15 protein-coding genes and 1 tRNA gene are annotated in these 21,776 nt (G+C 70.7%); 6 read left to right on the top strand and 10 right to left on the bottom strand.

From position 1 onward, the window contains the following. The first annotated feature begins 9 nt into the window (after positions 1 to 9). A complete protein-coding gene (locus tag ABD378_RS34010) occupies positions 10 to 594 on the top strand; it encodes a response regulator (RefSeq protein ID WP_344527360.1) in 585 nt (194 codons plus the stop codon). Positions 595 to 644: 50 nt separating this feature from the next. Here ABD378_RS34010 and ABD378_RS34005 read toward each other — a convergent pair whose 3' ends face one another. Both ABD378_RS34005 and lepA read right to left on the bottom strand, forming a co-directional pair. Then, entirely contained in the window at positions 645 to 2,534 is a 1,890-nt protein-coding gene (locus ABD378_RS34005; RefSeq protein ID WP_344527358.1) for an AMP-dependent synthetase/ligase, read from the bottom strand. Between the two features lie 230 nt (positions 2,535 to 2,764). After that, positions 2,765 to 4,642 (bottom strand): translation elongation factor 4, encoded by a 1,878-nt coding sequence (gene lepA, locus ABD378_RS34000; protein WP_344527356.1) that lies wholly within the window; start codon positions 4,640 to 4,642, stop codon positions 2,765 to 2,767. Between the two features lie 302 nt (positions 4,643 to 4,944). On the opposite strand from lepA, the gene rpsT reads away from it, so the two are divergent. After that, positions 4,945 to 5,211 carry a 30S ribosomal protein S20 gene (rpsT, locus tag ABD378_RS33995; RefSeq protein ID WP_344527354.1) on the top strand — a complete coding sequence of 89 codons (267 nt, stop codon included), beginning with the start codon at positions 4,945 to 4,947 and terminating at the stop codon, positions 5,209 to 5,211. 290 nt (positions 5,212 to 5,501) lie between these two features. Here the strand turns inward: rpsT and holA are convergent, their stop codons facing one another. After that, positions 5,502 to 6,485 carry a DNA polymerase III subunit delta gene (gene holA, locus ABD378_RS33990; protein ID WP_344527352.1) on the bottom strand — a complete coding sequence of 328 codons (984 nt, stop codon included), beginning with the start codon at positions 6,483 to 6,485 and terminating at the stop codon, positions 5,502 to 5,504. An 86-nt stretch (positions 6,486 to 6,571) separates the two neighbouring features. Between holA and ABD378_RS33985 the strand changes: the two genes are divergently transcribed. After that, the gene (locus ABD378_RS33985; protein ID WP_344527350.1) at positions 6,572 to 6,817 is read left to right on the top strand and encodes a hypothetical protein; all 246 of its coding nucleotides are present in this window, start codon (positions 6,572 to 6,574) and stop codon (positions 6,815 to 6,817) included. A 53-nt stretch (positions 6,818 to 6,870) separates the two neighbouring features. On the opposite strand, the gene ABD378_RS33980 is transcribed toward ABD378_RS33985, so the two are convergent. The 6 genes from ABD378_RS33980 to leuS all read right to left on the bottom strand — a co-directional run bounded on the left by ABD378_RS33980 (position 6,871) and on the right by leuS (position 17,427). Beyond that, positions 6,871 to 7,851, bottom strand: coding sequence for a YceI family protein (locus ABD378_RS33980; RefSeq protein WP_386546807.1), 981 nt, complete (start codon positions 7,849 to 7,851; stop codon positions 6,871 to 6,873). Positions 7,852 to 8,105: 254 nt separating this feature from the next. Beyond that, the gene (locus tag ABD378_RS33975; RefSeq protein ID WP_344527346.1) at positions 8,106 to 10,805 is read right to left on the bottom strand and encodes a ComEC/Rec2 family competence protein; all 2,700 of its coding nucleotides are present in this window, start codon (positions 10,803 to 10,805) and stop codon (positions 8,106 to 8,108) included. Then, a complete protein-coding gene (locus ABD378_RS33970) occupies positions 10,802 to 11,569 on the bottom strand; it encodes a ComEA family DNA-binding protein (protein ID WP_425583918.1) in 768 nt (255 codons plus the stop codon). The genes ABD378_RS33975 and ABD378_RS33970 overlap by 4 nt, the downstream gene beginning before the upstream one ends. A gap of 1,078 nt (positions 11,570 to 12,647) precedes the next feature. Beyond that, positions 12,648 to 13,493 (bottom strand): DegV family protein, encoded by an 846-nt coding sequence (locus ABD378_RS33965; RefSeq protein WP_344527344.1) that lies wholly within the window; start codon positions 13,491 to 13,493, stop codon positions 12,648 to 12,650. Positions 13,494 to 13,592: 99 nt separating this feature from the next. After that, positions 13,593 to 14,375, bottom strand: a complete 783-nt coding sequence (locus ABD378_RS33960; RefSeq protein WP_344527342.1) for a dihydrolipoyllysine-residue succinyltransferase component of 2-oxoglutarate dehydrogenase complex — start codon at positions 14,373 to 14,375, stop codon at positions 13,593 to 13,595. A 151-nt stretch (positions 14,376 to 14,526) separates the two neighbouring features. Beyond that, on the bottom strand, positions 14,527 to 17,427 hold the full coding sequence (leuS, locus tag ABD378_RS33955) for a leucine--tRNA ligase (RefSeq protein WP_344527340.1): 2,901 nt from the start codon (positions 17,425 to 17,427) through the stop codon (positions 14,527 to 14,529). Between the two features lie 414 nt (positions 17,428 to 17,841). Between leuS and ABD378_RS33950 the strand changes: the two genes are divergently transcribed. Together ABD378_RS33950 and ABD378_RS33945 are read left to right on the top strand one after the other, a co-directional pair. Continuing rightward, positions 17,842 to 19,059, top strand: a complete 1,218-nt coding sequence (locus ABD378_RS33950; RefSeq protein ID WP_344527338.1) for a ferric reductase-like transmembrane domain-containing protein — start codon at positions 17,842 to 17,844, stop codon at positions 19,057 to 19,059. After that, positions 19,056 to 20,645 carry an NADH-ubiquinone oxidoreductase-F iron-sulfur binding region domain-containing protein gene (locus ABD378_RS33945; RefSeq protein WP_344527336.1) on the top strand — a complete coding sequence of 530 codons (1,590 nt, stop codon included), beginning with the start codon at positions 19,056 to 19,058 and terminating at the stop codon, positions 20,643 to 20,645. The genes ABD378_RS33950 and ABD378_RS33945 overlap by 4 nt, the downstream gene beginning before the upstream one ends. Positions 20,646 to 20,739: 94 nt before the next feature. On the opposite strand, the gene ABD378_RS33940 is transcribed toward ABD378_RS33945, so the two are convergent. Next, a tRNA-Ala gene (locus tag ABD378_RS33940) sits at positions 20,740 to 20,812 on the bottom strand. 111 nt (positions 20,813 to 20,923) lie between these two features. Here ABD378_RS33940 and ABD378_RS33935 point away from each other — a divergent pair. After that, positions 20,924 to 21,776, top strand: an 853-nt coding sequence (locus tag ABD378_RS33935; RefSeq protein ID WP_344527334.1) for a glycosyltransferase 87 family protein, incomplete at its 3' end; no start/stop codon positions are given.

Below are 21,776 nucleotides of genomic sequence, written 5' to 3'. Positions count from 1 at the left end.
ACTGTCACCATGAGCACAGAGGTCATGACCGACAACCGCGCGAGCATCCTCCTTGTCGATGACATGGAGGACAATCTGATGGCGCTGGAAGCCGTCCTGGGGTCACTGAACGAACCGCTGGTACGCGCCCGTTCGGGCGAGGAGGCGATGAAGGCGCTCTTGCGCCAACGTTTCGCCGTGATCCTCCTGGACGTCCGCATGCCGGGGATGGACGGCTTCGAGACCGCGTCGAACATCAAACGGCTCGACCAGACCAAGGACGTGCCCATCATCTTCCTGACGGGCACCGACAACGACGCGGGCTACGCCTTCCGCGGCTACGCGACGGGCGCCGCGGACTATCTGACCAAACCGTTCGACCCCTGGGTGCTGCGCGCCAAGGTCACCGTCTTCCTCGAACTGCACCGCAAGAACCAGCAGTTGGAGAAGATCCTGGCGCGCGAGCAGCAGCAGTTCGACGAGCTGGCGGCCCGCCTCTCGGCGATCGAGACGCACATGGCGGCCAGCAGCCTCAAGGACGTCCTCGAACTGCGCCACCATGTGACGCACATGGAGGAGCTGGTGAGGGAGATGCGGCGCGGGCGGGGCGCCTGACCCATGTGCCCCATGGGTCCAACCCCCCGCCCACGTGCGGGACTTGAGGCTCAGGCCTCGCGCGAGCCCGCGTACATCTCGTCGATCAGGTGCTGGTACTCGCGCTCGACGACCGGGCGCTTCAGCTTCAGGCTGGGCGTCAGCTCGCCGTGCTCGATGTCCAGATCGCGGGGCAGCAGCTTGAACTTCTTGACGGTCTGCCAGCGCTGCAGACCTTCGTTGAGCTGCTTCACATAGCCCTCGATGAGCTCGACCGTCGCCGGCGCCGCGACCACGTCGGCGTAGCTCTTGCCGTCCATGCCGTTGTCCTTGGCCCAGGCCAGGATGGACGGTTCGTCGAGCGCGATCAGAGCGGTGCAGAAGTTCCGGTCGGCGCCGTGCACCAGGATGTTGGAGACGTACGGGCAGACGGCCTTGAACTGGCCCTCGACCTCGGCGGGCGCGATGTACTTGCCGCCGGAGGTCTTGATCAGGTCCTTCTTGCGGTCGGTGATCCGCAGGTAGCCGTCCGTGGACAGCTCGCCGATGTCACCGGTGTGGAACCACCCGTCGGACTCCAGGACCTCGGCCGTCTTCTCGGGGAGGCCGTGGTAGCCCTCCATGATGCCGGGGCCGCGCAGCAGGATCTCGCCGTCGTCCGCGATCCGGACCTCGGTGCCGGGCAGCGGCTTGCCGACGGTGCCGGTGCGGTAGGCCTCGCCGGGGTTGACGAAGGAGGCCGCGGAGGACTCGGTGAGGCCGTAGCCCTCCAGGATGTGGATGCCCGCGCCGGCGAAGAAGTAGCCGATGTCGGGCGCGAGCGCGGCCGACCCTGAGACGGCGGCGCGCAGGCGTCCGCCGAAGGCCTCCCGCAGCTTGGAGTAGACGAGCGCGTCGGCGACCTTGTGCTTGGCGCCGAGACCGAAGGGCACGGACGCGTTGCCGGTCCTGCGGAAGTTGTCCTGGCTGACCTTCGCGTACTCGCGGGAGACGTCGGCGGCCCACAGGAAGATCTTGTACTTGGCGCCGCCGCCGGCCCGTGCCTTGGCCGCGACCCCGTTGTAGACCTTCTCGAAGATGCGCGGCACGGCGGCCATGTACGTCGGCTGCACCACCGGAAGGTTCTCGATGATCTTGTCGACGCGGCCGTCGACCGCGGTGACGTGCCCGAGCTCGATCTGCCCGGAGGTCAGCACCTTGCCGAAGACGTGCGCGAGCGGCAGCCACAGGTACTGCACGTCGTCCGGGCCGAGGAGACCGGTCGCCGCGATGGCCTTCGCCATGTACGACCAGTTGTCCTGCGGCAGGCGCACGCCCTTGGGGCGGCCCGTGGTGCCTGAGGTGTAGATGATCGTGGCGAGCTGGTCCTTGGTGATCGCCGCGATCCGCTCCTTGACCGCCCCCGGGTTCTTCTCCAGGTGGGCGGCGCCGCGCGCCTCCAGGTCGGCGAGGGTGAGCACCCAGCCATCGGGGTCGCCTTCGACGGGCTCCGCGCCCTCGGCGTCGATCACCACGACATGCCGGAGATCGGGCAGCTCGGCCCGCTTCTCGCGGGCCTTGGCGAGCTGCTCGGCGTCCTCGGCGATCAGCACCCGGCTGTCGGAGTCGGCCAGGATGTAGGTGGACTCCTCGGCGTTGGTCTGCGGATACACCGTGGTGGTGGCCGCGCCCGCGCAGAGGATGCCGAGGTCGGCGAGGATCCACTCGACCCGCGTGGACGAGGCGAGCGCCACCCGGTCCTCGGGGGCGAGGCCGAGCTCGATGAGGCCCGCCGAGATCGCGTAGACCCGCTCGGCGGCCTGCGCCCAGCTCAGCGACTTCCATTCGTCGGGGCCCTCGCCGGAGGCCGCCGGCACGGGATAGCGATAGGCCTCGGCGTCGGGCGTGGCAGCCACGCGTTCCAGCAAGAGATGCGCCACGGACGGCGGACGGTTCTCGATCAAGGTCTGTGTGTCGCTCACGACATCCTCCGGACCCGCGACAATGCGGCGACTGGCTGGCGGCTGCTGGTCTTGTTTAACTTGCGAGTAACCTACGAGCAGTGATCAGAGTAGAGCGCCGAGGCCCGGTGCGTAAGGGGCATCTGCCTGTCACTTCCTACAAGAACGGGTCCGCCGCGCAAGAGCGCGACGGACCCGCTGAGATGCCTGTGTGACGCCCGTGCCGGACGGGGCGGCGGCTGAGGTGTGGGCTACTTCTTGGCCTTGCCCGGACCGCTGTCGTCGCTGGAGAGCACCGCGATGAAGGCTTCCTGCGGCACCTCGACGGAGCCGACCATCTTCATGCGCTTCTTGCCCTCCTTCTGCTTCTCGAGCAGCTTGCGCTTACGCGAGATGTCACCGCCGTAGCACTTGGCGAGGACGTCCTTTCGGATGGCGCGGATGGTCTCGCGGGCGATGACCCGGGAGCCGATCGCGGCCTGGACGGGAATCTCGAAGGCCTGGCGCGGGATGAGCTCGCGCAGCTTGGCGACGAGCCGCACGCCGTACGCGTACGCCGCGTCCTTGTGCGTGACGGCCGAGAAGGCGTCGACCTTGTCGCCGTGCAGCAGGATGTCGACCTTGACGAGCTGGGCGGACTGCTCGCCGGTGGGCTCGTAGTCCAGCGAGGCATAACCGCGCGTCTTGGACTTGAGCTGGTCGAAGAAGTCGAACACGATCTCGGCGAGGGGCAGCGTGTAGCGGATCTCCACACGGTCCTCGGAGAGGTAGTCCATGCCGAGCAGGGTGCCGCGCCTGTTCTGGCACAGCTCCATGATCGAGCCGATGAACTCGCTGGGCGCGAGGAGCGTGGCGCGCACGACGGGCTCGAAGACCTGGTCGATCTTGCCCTCGGGGAACTCACTCGGGTTGGTGACCGTGTGCTCGGTGCCGTCCTCCATGACCACGCGGTAGACCACGTTCGGAGCGGTGGCGATGAGGTCGAGCCCGAACTCGCGCTCGAGCCGCTCACGGATCACGTCGAGGTGAAGCAGACCCAGGAAGCCCACACGGAAGCCGAAGCCGAGGGCGGCCGACGTCTCCGGCTCGTAGACAAGGGCGGCGTCGTTGAGCTGCAGCTTGTCGAGGGCCTCGCGCAGGTCGGGGTACTCCGAGCCGTCCAGCGGATAGAGACCCGAGAAGACCATCGGCTTCGGGTCCTTGTAACCGCCGAGGGCCTCGGTGGCGCCATTGTGCAGGGAGGTGATCGTGTCGCCGACCTTGGACTGACGGACGTCCTTCACGCCGGTGATGATGTAGCCCACCTCGCCGACGCCGATGCCGTCGGCCGGGGTCATCTCGGGCGATGAGACACCGATCTCAAGGAGCTCGTGGGTGGCGCCGGTGGACATCATCCGGATGCGCTCACGCCTGTTGAGCTGGCCGTCGATGACTCGTACGTAGGTCACGACGCCTCGGTAGGAGTCGTACACCGAGTCGAAGATCATCGCGCGCGCCGGGGCGTCCGCGACGCCGACCGGCGGCGGAACCTCGGCGACGACCTTGTCGAGCAGCGCCTCGACGCCCATGCCGGTCTTCGCGGAGACCTTCAGCACGTCCTCCGGCTCGCAGCCGATGAGGTTGGCGAGCTCCTCGGAGAACTTCTCCGGCTGGGCGGCCGGCAGGTCGATCTTGTTGAGCACCGGGACGATCTTGAGGTCGTTCTCCATCGCCAGGTAGAGGTTGGCGAGAGTCTGAGCCTCGATGCCCTGCGCCGCGTCCACGAGGAGGACCGTGCCCTCACAGGCCGCGAGCGAGCGGGACACCTCGTACGTGAAGTCCACGTGACCCGGGGTGTCGATCATGTTGAGGATGTGGGTCTTGCTCTGCTCGGCGCCCGGGCCCTCCGTGGGGGCCCAGGGCAGCCGCACCGCCTGGGACTTGATCGTGATGCCGCGCTCACGCTCGATGTCCATGCGGTCGAGGTACTGGGCGCGCATCTGCCGCTGCTCGACCACACCGGTCAGCTGGAGCATCCGGTCGGCGAGCGTGGACTTGCCGTGGTCGATGTGCGCGATGATGCAGAAATTGCGGATCAGAGCCGGGTCGGTACGGCTCGGCGCGGGCACATTTTTAGGGGTCGCGGGCACGCAGGGTCCTGTCTCTTGAGGCGCCTGTCGCCTCGGGTCGGATCTATACGTAGGTTCCATGGTCCCATGGGTGAGGTACTGGGCCCGGTTTGGGCCGGTCCGGGTGGGCGGCCGAGCCCGGATTGGGCCGATCCGGGTGGGCGGCCGAGGCCGGATTGGGCCGGTCGGAGGGCGGCTGGTAATCTGGGCAGCTGTGTCTCCTGGCCCTCTCGGTCCCACTCGGTACTGACGGTCCTGAGGCGCGTGTCAAAGAAACTCATCTGCAGTACCTCTGCAGTACCTGAACCTGAAAAGGCTCTTTCGTGGCGAACATCAAGTCCCAGATCAAGCGGATCAAGACCAACGAGAAGGCGCGTCAGCGCAACAAGGCGGTCAAGTCTTCCCTGAAGACCGCGATCCGCAAGGCTCGCGAGGCCGTTGCCGCTGGTGACACCCAGAAGGCCGTCGAGGCGACGCGCGAGGCTTCGCGCCAGCTCGACAAGGCCGTCTCCAAGGGCGTCATCCACAAGAACCAGGCCGCCAACAAGAAGTCGGCGCTTGCTTCGAAGGCCGCGTCCCTCCAGGCCTGAAACCCTTGCCCCGGCTCGCCGGGGCGCTGATCAATCCTCCCGCGAGGGTAATTCGAGCCCTCTACCTCGAATCGCGGACAGACCACGCAGTACGCCACGCTGCGACGATGCCCCCGGCCCACTCCGGGGGCATTGCTGTGTTTGAGGTCGGCTGACGCCTGTGGGGGCGCCCCGTCAGGGGCGCGGGGAACTGCGCGACCAGTCACAGACGACCCGCAGATTCAGAACCGACGGGTGCTCAGCGGGGTACTCAGCGGCGCAGGCCCAGTGGCAACGCCCAGTGGCAACGCCTAGCGGCGGGGCCTGGCCGCGCGAGCGACGGCGACGACGGCCTTCTCCAGGGCGTACTCGGGATCGTCCCCGCCCCCCTTGACCCCCGCATCGGCCGCCGCGACAGCGGTAAGCGCGGCGGCGACCCCGTCAGGAGTCCACCCCCGCATCTGCTGCCGCACCCGATCGATCTTCCAGGGCGGCATGCCCAGCTCACGAGCGAGGTCGGCCGGACGCCCGCCCCGCGCGGATGACAGCTTCCCGATGGCCCGCACGGCCTGTGCCAACGCGCTGGTGATCAGGACGGGAGCGACACCGGTCGACAGGGACCAGCGCAACGCTTCGAGCGCTTCAGCGGCTCGCCCCTCCACCGCACGGTCGGCCACGGTGAAGCTGGAGGCCTCGGCGCGGCCCGTGTAATAGCGGCCGACGATCGCCTCGTCGATCGTGCCCTCGACGTCCGCCACCAGCTGGGAGGCCGCAGACGCGAGCTCCCGCAGATCGCTGCCGATCGAGTCGACAAGGGCCTGGCACGCCTCGGGCGTGGCCGAACGGCCCAGGGCGCGGAACTCGCTCCGCACGAACGAGAGCCGATCCGCGGCCTTGGTCATCTTGGGGCAGGCGACCTCACGGGCCCCCGCCTTGCGGGCCGCGTCGAGCAGACCCTTGCCTTTGGCCCCGCCCGCGTGCAGCAGGATCAGGGTGATCTCCTCGGCGGGCGACCCGAGATACGCCTTCACGTCCTTGATCGTGTCGGCCGACAGATCCTGCGCGTTGCGCACGACCACGACCTTGCGCTCGGCGAAGAGCGAGGGGCTGGTCAGCTCGGCGAGCGTGCCGGGCTGCAGCTGGTCGGAGGTGAGGTCGCGCACGTCCGTGTCCGCGTCGGCGGCACGGGCGGCCGCGACCACCTGCTGCACGGCGCGGTCGAGGAGGAGGTCCTCCTGGCCCACGGCGAGCGTGAGAGGAGCGAGCGGGTCGGCGGTATCTGTCTTCCTGGCCATCGCGGTCAAGCATCCCACGCGGCACTGACAGCCCGTCCCGTACAGCCGGTTCCCGGGCGGCTCGCCCCGTACCGGAGAATGGCCAGGTGACCGACGTACGACATGTCCTGGTGCTGCCCGACCGCGATGCCGCGGAGGAAGTGGCCGAAGAACTCCCCGACCGATTCGGCGTGCGCGAGCAGCCTCAACTCGTCCGTGACGCCCTGGCCGGTGAGGACGACGCCGAGGACGCCCAGTGGCTGGTCGTGGTCGAGGACCCCGAGCGACGCCTCGACCGCACGGCGCTCGACGCACTGGCGGCGGAGCACGAGGGCTGGCTCGAGGCTCCCTAGGCTTCCTGACGGGGGCCCGACGGGGCCGTCGTGAGCCCGGCGGGGGACGGGCGTCAGCCCTTGGGCAGGACCTGGATGTCGAGGTCGATCGTGATGCTGGGGCCGATCGCCGCGATGCCACGGGCGAGCATCGTCTGCCAGTTGATCGTGAAGTCGTCGCGGTGCAGCTCGGTGGAGGCACGGCAGGCGACGCGGGTCTCACCCTCCAGGCCCTGGCCGACCCCGAGGTACTCCGTCTCCAGCGTGACCGTGCGCGTCACGCCGTGCAGCGTCAGGCCGCCCGTGATCGCCCAGCGGCTGCCGCCCTTGTGCACGAAGCGGTCGCCGTAGAACTCCATCGTCGGGAAGCGCCCCACGTCGAGGAAGTCGCCGGACCGCAGGTGGTCGTCGCGCATCTGTACCGCGGTGTCGATGGAGGCGGCGTCGATGACGACGTGCATCGCGGAGTCCTCCATGCGCTCCCCCAGCCGTATGGCACCCGCGAAGCTGTTGAACCGGCCGTGAATACGGGCAAGACCGATGTGCCGCGCGGTGAAGGCGACCGAGGAGTGCAGGGGGTCGATCTCCCAGTCACCGGGCTCGGGCAGCGCCGGGGGCGGGGCTATCTGGAGCATGACGTCACCGAGCGAGGCGTGCGCGCTCTCCCCGACCGTGGCGTTCGCCCGGTACGGCGTGAACCCTTCCGCCGAGACCGCAAGGCGGTAGTCACCGGCCGGAACGGTCGCGACGAACGAACCGAACGGATCAAGGCCCCCGCCGACGACCTTGCGCCCCATGGCATCGCTGACCGCGAACTCCGCGTGCCGCACAGGCTCATTGACGGGATCGAGCACCCGGCAGCTGAGCACTCCCGCACTGGGCGGAACCGCCACGGCGGACAAGGGACCCCCGACCCGACCTACCCGGCCCGCCCGGCCCGCCCCAAGCCGTCCTGCCCCACCGGCTCGTCCTGCCCCAGCCGTCCTTCCTGCCCCACCGGCCCGGTTCGTCCGACCGGCTCGGTTCGTACGGTCTCCCAGCCAACGGCCGAACATATGCGACACACCCCCGCGCACCTTGACAACTCCTGTCACGAAGAGGCATTCGATCACCGTTGCGGCATTCGATGCAACACGAACCCACTTCGCTGGAATGCTGCACCGTCGCTTGAAGTGTCGCGAGTAGCCGAATTGATTACTCCGAGGGGTGTTTTGGCAGCTCATCGGCGGCTCGTTGACGGCTCGTCGGCAGCTCAGGGAGGGCTCGGCCCAGGGCTGGACGGCTCGGGAGGCCTGGGTCCGGCGGCCCGCTAGGGCGGCCGAGTGGCCACCTCCAGGACCGGAGCGGCCCCCTCCGTGGACTGACCCGCCGATCCGCCGGTCGGTCCGATGACCGCGATCGAGCCATTCGTGTCCGTCCGCAGTACCTCCGCTCCACCGGCCCGCAACGCCGCGACGGTGCGGGGTGCCGGGTGTCCGTACGAGTTGTCCCTGCCGCAAGAGATGAGAGCGAGGCGAGGCGATGCCCGCCGCAGGAGTCCGGGGTCCTGGTAGGCCGAGCCGTGGTGGGCGACCTTGAGCACGTCCACGGGTGGCAAGGCCGCCACGGCCGGCGTGCGCGACAGGGCTCGCTGGGCGGGCGGTTCGAGATCGCCGAGCAGGAGCAGGGTCAGCCCCCTGGCGCGGACGAGCAGGGTGACGCTGGCGTCGTTCGGGCCATCGGGAGACGACACCGGGCCCGCCCCCTCGCCCGCCCCCTCACCCTCCGCCGTGGGCCAGAGCACCTGCCAGTCGAGGGCACCGCCGCCCGCACGGCGCCGCTCCCCCGCCACCGCATGGCTCACCGGAATCCGGTGTGCGGCCGCCTGCGCGCGCACGAACCGCGCCTGTTCGGGCGGCTCTTGATACCCCGTCGTCTGGATCGCCCCGACCGAACGCCCCCGCAGCACACCAGGCAGGCCCGCCACATGGTCGGCATGGAAGTGGGTGAGCAGCACGAGCGGTACACGGGTCACGCCGAGCGAGCGCAGACAGCGGTCCACGAGCATCGGGTCAGGACCGGCGTCTACGACCACTCCTGCCCCGTCACCCGCGGCGAGCACGGTGGCATCCCCCTGACCCACGTCACACATCGCGAACCGCCAGCCCGGTGGCGGCCAGCCCGCGATCACCCGGGTGAGGGGCGGGGGTTGCACGATCGCCAGGAGGAGCAGCAGGGCGCAGGCCGTGCTGAGCCAGGGGTGCCTGACGAGCCTGCGGCCGACCAGGACCACGCCGACCGTGGCGAGGGCGAGCAGCAGGCCTCCACGCCAGCCGCCGGGCCAGTCGACTCCACTGCCGGGCAGAGCCGCACCCGCGCGAGCGATGTCCGCGATCCATGCGGTGGGCCAACTCGCGCACCAGGCAAGGAGCTTCGCGACCGGCATCGCCAACGGCGCCGCCGCAAGCGTGGCGAAGCCGAGGACCGTGGCAGGCGCGACGGCCACCTCCGCGAGGAGGTTGCAGGGCACCGCCACCAGGCTCAACCGTGCCGCGATGACGGCGACGACGGGCGCGCACACCGCCTGCGCGGCACCCGCGGCGGCCAACGCCTCGGCCAGACGTGGGGGGACCCGGCGTCTTTGAAGCGCGGCGCTCCACCTCGGGGCGAGGGTGAGAAGGGCGCCGGTGGCGAGGACGGAGAGCAGAAAGCCGGGGCTGCGGGCCAGCCACGGGTCGTACAGGACGAGCAGCAGTACGGCGGCCGCCAGGGCCGGGATCAGCGAGCGGCGCCGCCCGGTGCCGATGGCGAGCAGCGCGATCAGTCCGCAGGCCGCGGCCCGCAGCACGCTCGGGTCCGGCCGGCAGACGATGACGAAGCCGAGGGTGAGAGCACCGCCGAGCACCGCTGTCGTCCGCAGCGAAATCCCCAACCGTGGGGCGAGGCCGCGCCGTTCCGCGCGCTGGGCAAGACTGGGCGGGCCGATGAGCAGGGCGAGGACGATCGTGAGATTGGCGCCGCTCACGGCGAGGAGGTGCGTCAGATCCGTTGCCCTGAAGGCCTCTTCCAGCTCGGGTGCCACGCGGGATGTGTCCCCGACCACAAGGCCGGGCAACAGTGCCCTGGCATCGGGCGGCAACCCGTCCGTGGCCTCCCGCAATCCGCCCCGCAACCGCCCCGCCAGGCGCTGCGGCCCTGACGGGGCCTCGACCACCCGCGGCGTCTGCCCTCCCTCCACCCGGAGCACCGCCGCGATGCGGTCACCCTGCGGCAAGGGAGGCGCGAGGCTTGCCCGGACACGCAGCCTGGTCGAGGGCAGAAGCGCGAGCCAGCGCGCCTTGGGCCAGGGCCCTGCAGATTCCCTGCCGGGGGCATTCCTGTCGGAGGCTTCCCTGCCCCCGCCCCTCTCCCCGTCCCCGGCAAAGACCAGGGCCGGGGTGCGGGTCACGGAGGTCTCGCCGTCCGCCGCCGTGACCCGGACGATCTCCGCGTTCAGCATGACCGAAGGCGGCACGGCGTGGGCTCCCGTGACGCGGGGCCTGGTGAGCCGAGGATCGGATGTGACCTCCAACTCAACTTCCGCTTCGGCATATTGACGAGCCAGGGCAGGGACTGGGCCCCGGTGCAGATCGGCCCCGTGCAGCGCCGCGGAGGTAGCGCCCGCCGCGGCACAGAGGAGAACGGCCGCCACCGAGACCCGCCGCCAGGTCTGCCGCCGCCCTGGGGCCTCCCCCGGCTCATCCGTCGGCCGCCCCCGCACCGTCCATGTCACCAACAGGGCACCTGCCACCACCACACAGACCACCACGGCTGCGATCACCCACCGGGGCGGGGCATCGAGCGCCAGGGCCGCCGTCCCCCAGGCCGCGAGGGCGGGCGGCACGAGGCGCAGGTCCAGCGGTCCCTCCTGGCGGGGGTGGGCGTCCCCGGGTCGACGCCCGGACGGGGCGTGAACGGTGGCGTGAACGGTGGCGTGATCCGGGGCCGTTGAAGCCCCCGGCACCACGGTCGCGCGCCTGGCCGCCCTCATGGCCGCACGAGATTCTGCAGGTCGGCATAGCGCTTGTCGCCGATTCCATTGACCTCGCGCAGCTCGTCCACCGAGCGGAAACCGCCGTGTTCCGTGCGGTAGTCGATGATGTGCTGGGCCAGCACGGGCCCGACGCCAGGCAGTTCGTCGAGCTGCTCGGCGGTCGCCGTGTTGAGGCCCACCGGCGCGGCGGGGCTCGCCCCCGTCGGCCCGGCGGCCGACCCCGCGCCAGGCACTGCCTGAGCCACCGCAGGTGCTCCCACCACCACCTGTTCCCCATCGACGAGCAAACGGGCACGGTTGAGGCCGTCCGTGTCCGCACCGGGGCGGACCCCACCGGCAGCCTTCAGCGCGTCGGCGACCCTGGAACCCGCGGGCAGCCGCAGAATTCCGGGGCTGCGGACCTTCCCGCTGACGTCCACGACGACTCCACCGCCGCCCGCGCCGGGAACACCGCCCGCGCCGGCCGCCGACCTGCCACCGCCCTCCGGAGGAGGCGGGGCTCCCGGGGACGGAGACGGCTCCGGGCCCCGATCGGGCGCCGCCCCGACCACGTCCGGCGCCCGCACCGGCTGCGTCCGCCCTGCCCAGAAGTGCTGGGTGGCGAACACCGCGGCAAGGACGAGAACTACGGCGAGCGCGACCAGACTCCGCCGTTCAAGACCACACCGCAGCTGCAGCCACAACGGCAACCGCTCCCGCACAGCAAGCCCCACCCGCCCCCGCATGGGCGCCCCCGACTCACCTCCAACCGCAGGCAGCACCGGCTGCTGGGACTGGGGCTGGGCTGGAGACAGGACTGGGGGCCGGGCTTGGGACCGGGCTTGGGGCCGGGCTTGGGACTGAGCTTGGGACTCGGGCAGAGGACGCGACTGCGTCCGAGACTGCGACACCGCCACCCTCTCCGGCGGCGACACCAACCCAGGCCTCAGCCCCGACTGCCGCACAGCCCCTGACCGCCCCTTGCCCCCAGGCTGTTGCGCATCCGACCGAGACTGCGCCGCGTCCTTCTCCGCGTCCTGCTGCGTCTCCTGCCGCAGGTCCTGCAACACAGCTCGCGCTCGCTCCACGGCCTCCGGCTGCGACACCGGTCGAGAGTGCCGCACGGCATCCGGAGCCGGGGAACGCCGCTGCACGGCCTGCCCGTGCAATTGCGCCGCAGCATGCGACGGGGACAGCAACTGCGGTCCCGAAACCGACCCCGGCCCTGGCCCCGACCCCATTCTCGACCCCGGCTCCATCCGTGACCGCCGCACAAGCCCTGGCCCCGCCTGCGGCCCCGCCCCAGGCCCCGACTCCGCTCGCGCCCCCCTCGCAACCTCCGTCCGCGCCTGCGGCCTCGCTCCCGCCCCCAGCCCAGCCCCAGCCCCAGCCCCAGCCCCAGCCCCCGAACGCCCCACAGCCTCCGACCGACCCTCCGGCCCCGGCCCCGGCCCCGGGCCCGGCCCTAGCCCAACCCCCCGCACATCCGGCGGCGCCCCCGACCTCAACCCGCCCCCGTCACCCGCTCGTTCGGGCTCGGTGAAGAGTGACTCCGCGCGCTGTCGCAACGCCTGCGCCCGCGCCTCCGCCGAAGCGTGTCTGCGCCGGGCCGCCCGCCTGCGGGCGTGCCGATATCGCTCGCGGCCGTCAGAAGCGCGACCGTCGGAAGCGGGGCCTCGCCCCGGTCCGCTCGTCGCGGCAGGTGTCCGTGAAAGTGATCGAAGTGCCATGCCGACGACGTTAGGCACCGCAACGGCACCTTGTTGATCTTGGTCAATTCCCGTGGATTACCCGGCAGTTGTGGATAACTCCGTCACCCACACCCACACCCACACCCACACCCACATCCACACCCGCCCCTCACCGAGGCGAAATCACAGCCCCCAACAACCCCGGCCCCGTATGCGCCCCGATCACCGCCCCGACCTCGCTCACATGCAGCTCCGCAAGGCCCGGCACCCGGTCCCTGAGCCGGTCCGCGAGAGCCGAAGCCCGTTCCGGCGCCGCCAGATGATGCACCGCGATGTCGACGCGGTTCTCCCCGGCCCGTTCGATCACGATCTCCTCCAGCCTCGCGATCGCCTTGGACGCCGTCCGCACCTTCTCCAGCATCTCGATCCGCCCGCCGTCCAGCTGAAGCAGCGGCTTCACGGCCAGCGCCGACCCCAACAGTGCCTGCGCGGCGCCGATCCGGCCGCCCCGGCGCAGATAGTCCAGTGTGTCGACGTAGAAGTACGCGGAGGTGTTCGCGGCCCGCTTCTCCGCCGCTGTCACCGCCTCATCGACCGAGCCGCCGGCCTCGGCCGCCTCCGCCGCCGCGAGCGCGCAGAAGCCCAGGGCCATGGCGACCATTCCGGTGTCCACCACCCGCACCGGCACCGGCGCGTCCTTCGCCGCGAGGACCGCAGCGTCGTACGTGCCCGAGAACTCGGCGGACAGATGCAGCGAGACGATGGCCGTCGCGCCCGACTCGGCGACCTTGCGATAGGTCTCCGCGAAGACTTCCGGGCTGGGCCGCGAGGTGGTCACAGAACGCCGTTTCTGCAGCGCCAGGGCCAGAGAGCGGGCGGAGATCTCCGTGCCCTCTTCGAGCGCCTGGTCACCGAGGACGACGGTCAGGGGTACCGACGTGATGCCGTGCCGCTCCATCGTCCGCTGCGGCAGATAGGCCGTTGAATCCGTGACGATCGCGACATGACGGGACATGCGGTGGAGATTACCTGCCTGGGCCCGAAGGCGGCAGCCCGACCCCTTGCGGGCCAGTCTGCCAGCCGTGGTCCCGGCCGTGCCAGGTCACCCGCGCGGTCACGTCGTGCTCTCGGGCCTGGCCCGCTTCTCCCAGGGGTAAGAGGGCCGAGGCGTCGGCGGTGTGATCGCGGGCCGCGCCGACTCCTGAGCCGATGCGGACGGCTTCGGCTGCTCCGGCCGCCCCGGCTGCTCCGACGGCTCCGACGGCTCTGTCCAGGTTTGCTCCGCACCCTTGCCCGCGTCCGCCGCCGGCTCGGGCTCGGGCCACGCGGCAGGGGTCTGCGTGGGTGACGGCTCCTTCGTCCAGTGCCGCAGTGCGCCCGCCTCCAGGTCGATCTGCGCGCTCAGGGAGTCCAGGTCGTCGTCCGCGAACCGGTGGGCCCGGTCACGCGCGGACCACCGCAGCGAGTCCGCCGACTTGGTGATCTGCGCCGTACGCTCCCGCAGCGCGGGGAGCCGCTCGGCAAGGGTCGCCCTGTCCGGGTCCCGCTCGAGGCGCCGGAGCTCGTCGTCCAGCTCGTGCCCATGCGTGCTGAGCCGCTCGAAGAGCCCCAGGGACTCCTTCAGTGAGGCGTCTTCGGCCACGCCCGCCTGCAGGGCGTCCTGCGTGGCCCGCATCGACGTACGCAACTTGAGCCGCAGCTGGGCCAGTTCGGCGGCCGTGCCCACCTGCGCGAAGCTCTTCGCGCGGAGCGTCGTGTCCTCCACCGACCGGCGCGCCTGCGAGATCGTGCGGTCCACGCCCCGCTTGGCGGCACCGATCGCCTTCACCGTCATATACGCACCAAAGACCACGAACAGCAGTACGAGCAGCGCCACGATCACGCCCACGGCTTCCATGACGCTCCCCTCAGGTCCTGCGGCGGGTTCCGCACCGACTCTTCAACGGTAAACGCAAAGGGCAGGCCGCGGGTTCCAACGGAACCCCCAACCTGCCCGTAGGGGACTACCCTCATGCCCACTCGTCCTGAGGCCGGAGCCTCGCGTGCCCTCAGGCCGGAACGATGTTCACCAGCTTCGGCGCCCGCACGATGACCTTGCGGATCCCGGCACCGTCCAGCGCCGCCAGCACCCTCTCGTCGCCCAGGGCCACCTTCTCCAGCTCCTCGTCCGAGATCGACGGGGAGACCTCCAGGCGCGCCCTGACCTTGCCCTTGATCTGCACGACGCAGGTCACGGTCTCGTCCACGACGTACGCCGGGTCGGCCACGGGGAAGTCCTGGTGGACGACCGTGTCGGTGTGGCCCAGCTTGCGCCACAGCTCCTCGCCGACGTGCGGGGCCAGCGGAGCGATCAGCAGCACCAGGCGCTCGGCGACCGAGCGCGGCAGCGCGCCGCCCTCCTTGGTCAGGTAGTTGTTCAGCTCGGTGATCTTGGCGATGGCGGTGTTGAACCGCATACCGTCCAGGTCCTGGCGCACGCCGTCGATCGCCTTGTGCAGGGCGCGCAGCGTGCCCTCGGCGACATCGGACTCCGCGACGTCCGCGACCGTGACCTCACCGGTCGACTCGTCGACGATCAGACGCCACATGCGCTGCAGCAGGCGGTACTGGCCGACCACCGCGCGCGTGTCCCACGGGCGCGAGACGTCCAGGGGGCCCATCGCCATCTCGTACAGGCGCAGGGTGTCCGCGCCGTACTCCTCGCAGATCTCGTCCGGAGTGACCGCGTTCTTCAGGGACTTGCCCATCTTGCCCAGCTCGCGCTTGACCGGCTCGCCCTCGAAGAAGTACTGGCCGTCGCGCTCCTCGACCTCGGTGGCCTGGACCGGGAAGCCACGGCTGTCGCGGTACACGTAGGCCTGGATCATGCCCTGGTTGAACAGCTTGTGGAACGGCTCGCAGGACGAGACGTGCCCCAGGTCGAACAGCACCTTCGACCAGAAGCGGGCGTACAGCAGGTGCAGCACCGCGTGCTCGGCGCCGCCCACGTACAGGTCGACGCCACCCGTCGGCTGACCCTCGCGCGGACCCATCCAGTACTGCTCGACGGCCGGGTCGACCAGCTTCTGGTCGTTGTGCGGGTCCAGGTAGCGCAGCTCGTACCAGCACGAACCGGCCCAGTTGGGCATGGTGTTGGTCTCGCGGCGGTACTTCTTGGGGCCGTCACCCAGGTCCAGGGTGACGTTGACCCAGTCCTCGTTGCGGGACAGCGGCGTCTCCGGGGAGGTGGCCGCGTCGTCCGGGTCGAAGGTGCGCGGGGAGTAGTCGTCGACCTCCGGCAGTTCCAGGGGCAGCATCGACTCGGGCAGCGAGTGGGCGATGCCGTCCTCGTCGTAGACGATCGGGAAGGGCTCGCCCCAGTAGCGCTGGCGGCTGAACAGCCAGTCGCGCAGGCGGAAGTTGACGGTGCCCTCGCCGACGCCCTTGCGGGCCATCCACTCCGTGATGCGCGCCTTGGCGTCGACGACGCCCAGGCCGTCCAGCGAGATGCCGTCCCCGGAGGAGTTGACCAGCTTCGCGTCGTACGAACCGAACGCGTCCTCCCACGTCGACGCGTCGGTCCCGCGGTCGTCCGAGGGCTCGACCACGCACCGCATGGGCAGTTCGAAGGCGCGCGCGAAGGCGAAGTCGCGGCTGTCGTGCGCCGGGACGGCCATGATCGCGCCGGTGCCGTAGCCCATCAGGACGTAGTCGGCGATGAAGACCGGGACCTGCTCGCCGCTGACCGGGTTGGTCGCGTAGACACCGGTGAAGACACCGGTCTTCTCCTTGGCGTCGGCCTGGCGCTCCACGTCGGACTTGGAGGCTGCGAAGGCGCGGTACTTGGCGACGGCCTCGGCCGGCGTCGCGTGTCCGCCGGTCCACACGTCGTGGGTGCCCTCGGGCCAGGCGGCCGGGGTCAGCTTGTCGACCAGCTCGTGCTCGGGTGCCAGGACCATGTAGGTCGCGCCGAACAGGGTGTCCTGACGGGTGGTGAAGACGGTGATGGCCTCGTCCCCGGAGCCGACCGGGAAGTCGACGCGGGCTCCTTCGGAGCGGCCGATCCAGTTGCGCTGCTGCAGCTTGATGGCCTCGGGCCAGTCCAGGCCGTCCAGGTCGTCCAGCAGCCTGTCCGCGTACGCCGTGATGCGCATGTTCCACTGGCGCAGCTTGGCCTTGAAGACGGGGAAGTTGCCGCGCTCGGACCGGCCGTCGGCGGTGACCTCTTCGTTCGCCAGGACGGTGCCCAGGCCGGGACACCAGTTGACGGGGGCGTCGGAGGCGTACGCCAGGCGGTACTCGCTCAGCAGGTCGGCACGCTCCTGGGCGGTCAGCTCGTGCCACGCGCGCGTGGAGTCCGGTACGGCACGCTCGCCGCTCTCGAACTGGGCGACCAGGGCAGCGATCGGACGCGCCTTACTCGCCTCCTCGTCGTACCAGGAGTTGAAGATCTGTACGAAGATCCACTGGGTCCACTTGTAGTAGTCCGGGTCGATCGTCGCGAAGGAGCGGCGCTTGTCGTGGCCCAGGCCCAGACCGCGCAGCTGCGTCGTCATGTTCTCGATGTTGGCCTCGGTGGAGACCCGGGGGTGCGTGCCCGTCTGCACGGCGTACTGCTCGGCGGGCAGGCCGAAGGCGTCGAAGCCCAGGGTGTGCAGGACGTTGTGGCCCGTCATGCGCTGGAAGCGTGCGTAGACGTCCGTGGCGATGTACCCCAGCGGGTGGCCGACGTGCAGGCCCGCGCCGGAGGGGTACGGGAACATGTCCATGATGAACTGCTTGGGCTTGGCGACCAGCGCCGCCTGCGCGTCCCCGTCCGCGGCCATGTCACCGCTCGGGTTCGGCGCCTCGTACGTGCCGTTCGCGTCCCAGAAGTCCTGCCAGCGTGCCTCGATGTCGGCGGCCAGGGCGGCCGTATAGCGGTGCGGTGCGGCCACCTCGGAGGCGGCAGCAGAATTCGTCTCGCTCATGATCCTCAAAGCTCCATCGATCGTCTCTGCCTGCGGAAATGACCGTCCCGGCCAAATGAAAAAGCCCCTCACACAGGAGGGGACGCCGCGCCGATGCCGACCGCGATTTTCCGGCGGTCGGGACTGATCAGCGCGGCCCGCTAAGCAGAAGGCGTACGGCACGCATGGCGTCAGGGTACCGCAGCGCTCACGCGGCCCGCGACGAGGTTCCACCGCGTCGGCTCCGCGCCGCTCCCCGCACGCCGGAGGCCCGGAACCCGACCTTTGGCCAAGGGTTACTCCGCGTACCGACCGCTATCGGGGCAACACCAAGATCGCATCGCGTTTAGATAACAACGCAATAACTCAAACCTCGTACTCACTGGTATGCGGCCACTTAGCATGCGGCGATCGAGCCATTTCGGAGTCGCCCCCATGAACCCTCTGAATCCGCATCGCAAGAGCCGCACCAACCGCGCCAACCGCAAGAGCCGTTCGTTCGCAGCCTTCCCCGAACCGAGCAGAACCACGCGCGGAGTTCTGACCACCGCCGCACTGCTGCTGATACCCCTGCTCGTGGTCGTCGGGAGCGACGCTTTCCGCGCCGCCCTCGACTTCACCACGGGCGTCCTGTCCCTGGTCTCCCTGACCGCCGCCGTCGTCTGGGGCCTGGTCGCCACGGACCGGCTCTTCCTGCACTCCCGTCAGCGACTGCTCGCCCAGGCCGTGCACCGGGCCACAGCCGTCGCCTCCATCGGTTTCCTTCTGCTCCACGTCAGCGTCAAACTCGCGCTCGACCACGTGTCCCCGGTCGGCGCCCTCATCCCCTTCGGGCTCGGCTTCTCCGGCAGCGACGGGCTCATCGGCCTCGGCTCGCTCGCCGGGCTCCTCATGGTGGCCACAGGCGTCACCGGGGCCCTGCGCAGCGCCTTCGCCTCGCCGGCCCAGGTCGCCTCGCGCTGGCGCGCGCTGCACATGCTCGCCTACCCCGCCTGGTGTTCGGCGCTGATCCACGGCCTGTACGCGGGACGCGCGCCAAAGCCGTGGGTGATCGCCCTGTACTGCCTGTGCCTGGTCGCCGTCGGAGGTGCGGTCGCGCTACGTGCGTCCCCGCTCCCCATCAAGCGGAAGGTGGCCGCCCGGATCCTGGCCCTCCTCGAGACGGAGGGCAGGGCGCGCAACAGGGAGGCCGTCCGCCGGGACACCGCCGAGACCCCGCTCCCCGGCACGGCCGCCGCTCCAGGCCGTGCCCCCGAACCCGAGTCCGACCCGGCGCCGGTGGTCGGCATCGCGGCGGCCTACCGCGTCCTCGCCTCCACCAACCAGCCCACGGAGGTCCTGCCCCGCACCGATCCCCCGCCGCCCCGCTGGCCGGCGCCGTCGCCGCCTCCCCCGGCCGAGGCGCCCCACATCCCGTACGACACCTCGTACGACACCCACTCCACGGCGTACGGCTCCGAGGAAGCCCCCTACCGCTCCCACGACACCGCGTACGACCCGCCGTACGACTACGACGCGGCCCACACTCCCCCGTACGAGGACCCGTACCAAGTCCCGTACGACAGCGGCCCCGCCACCGAACCGCTGCCCCACACCTTCCAGGCGCCGAGCTCGGGCGAGCCCTGGAACGCCGCCACCGGAGGCCCCAAGTGAACGCGTCGCTGCCCGACGTCCCCGAAGTCCGCGTCGTCGGCCTTCCGCTCCTGACCTCGGGCTTCGATCTGGTCGAGCGCCTCGATCTGGCGATGCACCTGAAGGTGCACGGCCCGCTCGAACCCGTGGCGGGCGAATCCCTCGCCGCCCTTTCCGAGGCCATCTCGCTGCGCGGCAGGGGCGGCGCGGGCTTCCCCTTCGCCAAGAAGCTGCGCGCGGTCGCCGACGCGGCGATACGTCGCGGCGTGCGCCCCGTGGTCGTCGTCAACGGCAGCGAGGACGAACCCGCCTGCCGCAAGGACACCGTCCTGATCAACCGCGCCCCGCACCTCATCCTCGACGGAGCTCTCCTTGCCGCCGAGGCCCTGGGCGCCCGCACCCTCGTCGTGGGCGTGACCCGCGACTCCACCGAGTCCTCGATGGTCGCGGCGCTCGCCGAACGCGGCCTGACCAACCGCCGCGGATCGAGCATCCGCGCGCGCGTGCAGCGCAATCCGGTGCGCATGGTCACCGGAGAGTCCTCGGCCCTGGTGCGCTCGGCGGACGGCGGCCCTCCTGTGCCGCCGGGCCGCAAGGTGCGCACCTCCGACTCCGGAGTGGGCGGAGCGCCCACGCTGCTCTCCAACGCGGAGACCTTCGCCCAGCTGGCGGTCGCCGCGCGGATCGGCGCCGACCGCTACTGCCGCACCGGCTTGCGGGAGGAGCCGGGCACGGTGCTGCTCACCGTCTCCGGAGCCGTCGCCCGGCCCATGGTGGTCGAGGTCCCCACCGGAGTGCCCCTGCGGTACGTCCTGCAGCTGGCCGGCGCCCCACCGCTCCCCCAGGGCGTCCTGACGGGCGGCTATCACGGCAAGTGGCTCGACGCGATCACCGCTCATGACGCGGTGATCTCACGCGCCTCCCTGGAGGCCTGCGGCGGCGCGCTCGGCGCGGGCGCGATCCTGCCGATCGGCCCCGGCACCTGCCCGCTCGGGGAGGCACTGCACGTGGCCAACTGGCTGGCCTCAGAGAGCGCCGGTCAGTGCGGCCCCTGCTATCTGGGCCTTCCCGCCGCGGCCCGCGGCCTCACGGATGTCCTGGACGGCGGCGGTCCCACCGCCCTGGAGGCGCTGCGCGAGGTGACGCGGGCGGTGAAGCGACGCGGCGCCTGCAAGCACCCCGATGGCACGGCGGCCTTCATCGAGTCGAGCATCTCGGCGTTCACGGACGATCTTGCCGCGCACGTCCTGGGCGGCGGCTGCGGCCGCCCCGTGGAGGGCGTTCTGCCGCTCCAGGCGGAAGCTCCCCCGGCAGAGGCCCCCAGCGGCCGCAGGCTCGCCGTCGACTGGACGCTGTGCCAGGGCCACGGGCTGTGCGCCGACATCGTCCCCGAGCTGATCCAGCTGGGCCCCGACGGCTTCCCCGGCGTGGCGGAAGCGTCCGTACCGCGGTACTCCGAAGCGCGTGCCGCACGTGCCGTACGCCGCTGCCCCGCGCTCGCGCTGCGCATCGAGGAAGACCCCTCCGTGCCCTCGCCACGCACGGCGCTGCCGCTCGCGCTCCCGCCGGGGCGTGGCCGCAGGGCGCTCGGCAGCGGACGGCAATGACCCACTGAGGACCCATTGAGGCCCCACTAGGAGACACCCGGTAAGACACACGAAAGCGGGCCACCCGATCCGGGTGGCCCGCTCTCATCTGCTGTGGAGCTAAGGAGAATTGAACTCCTGACCTCCTGCATGCCATGCAGGCGCTCTACCAACTGAGCTATAGCCCCTTGCCTGTCCGCCCGGTTCCCCCGGCGGCTCCGCCAACATTACACGGTCCTCCCCGTGCTCCACCAAATCGTTTCCGGTCTGTACGGATACGGCCGGTACTGTCAGCCTTCGTGACCGTGATCGCGCTTGCCGGCGCCCGCCGCCGCGTGCCCCTCGCAGCCGGGGCGTGCCTGCTCTCCTTCACGGCCTTCTGGCTGGCGCAGCGCGCCGCGGACGTCTCGATGATCGACTTGATGGTCTACCGCGCCGAGGGCGAGACCGTGCGCGCGGGCGGCGACCTCTACGCGCTGCGCACCACCGAGGCCCATCTGCCCACCACCTACCCGCCGTTCGCCGCCCTGCTGTTCACGCCGCTGACGCTCCTGGACACGGCGGACATGCGCACGCTGGCGACGCTGGGGAACCTGCTCCTCCTGGTGGCGTTCACGCACCTCGCTCTCCGGCTCGTCGGACCCGTCCCCGGCACCGGGCACGCGCGTGTGGAGACCGCCCTGTGGGTGTCCGCGCTCGCCGTCTGGGCCGAGCCGGTGTGGACGACCCTGCGGTACGGCCAGATCAATCTGCTGCTCGCCGCCCTGGTCCTGTGGGACCTGTCCCGGCGCCCCGGCCACCGCTGGGCGGGCCTCGGCATCGGCATCGCGGCGGCGATCAAGCTCACGCCCGCGCTCTTCGCGGTGTTCCTGCTGCTCACCGGCGCCGCCGAGGCCGCAAGGGGCGGGCGATGGCGCGTACCCGTGCGGCACGCGTGCGTGGCGGCCGTCACGTTCACCGGTGCGACGCTGCTCGCGGCCGCCCTCCTGCCGTACGACTCCTGGCGCTTCTGGACCCGGATGGTCTTCGAGGCGGGACGGGTCGGGTTGGCCGAGGACACCGCGAACCAGTCACTGCGCGGAGTGCTCGCGCGGCTCCTGCACACCGAGGAACCCGGCATCTGGAGGGCGGCGGCCGCGGCGGCGAGCGGCG

Origin of the sequence: Streptomyces rectiviolaceus, assembly GCF_039533825.1 — a bacterium.
Classification (GTDB): Bacteria; Actinomycetota; Actinomycetes; order Streptomycetales; family Streptomycetaceae; genus Streptomyces; species Streptomyces rectiviolaceus.
Note: the sequence above shows the minus strand (reverse complement) of the source record. Positions and strands in the feature narration are given on the sequence as shown.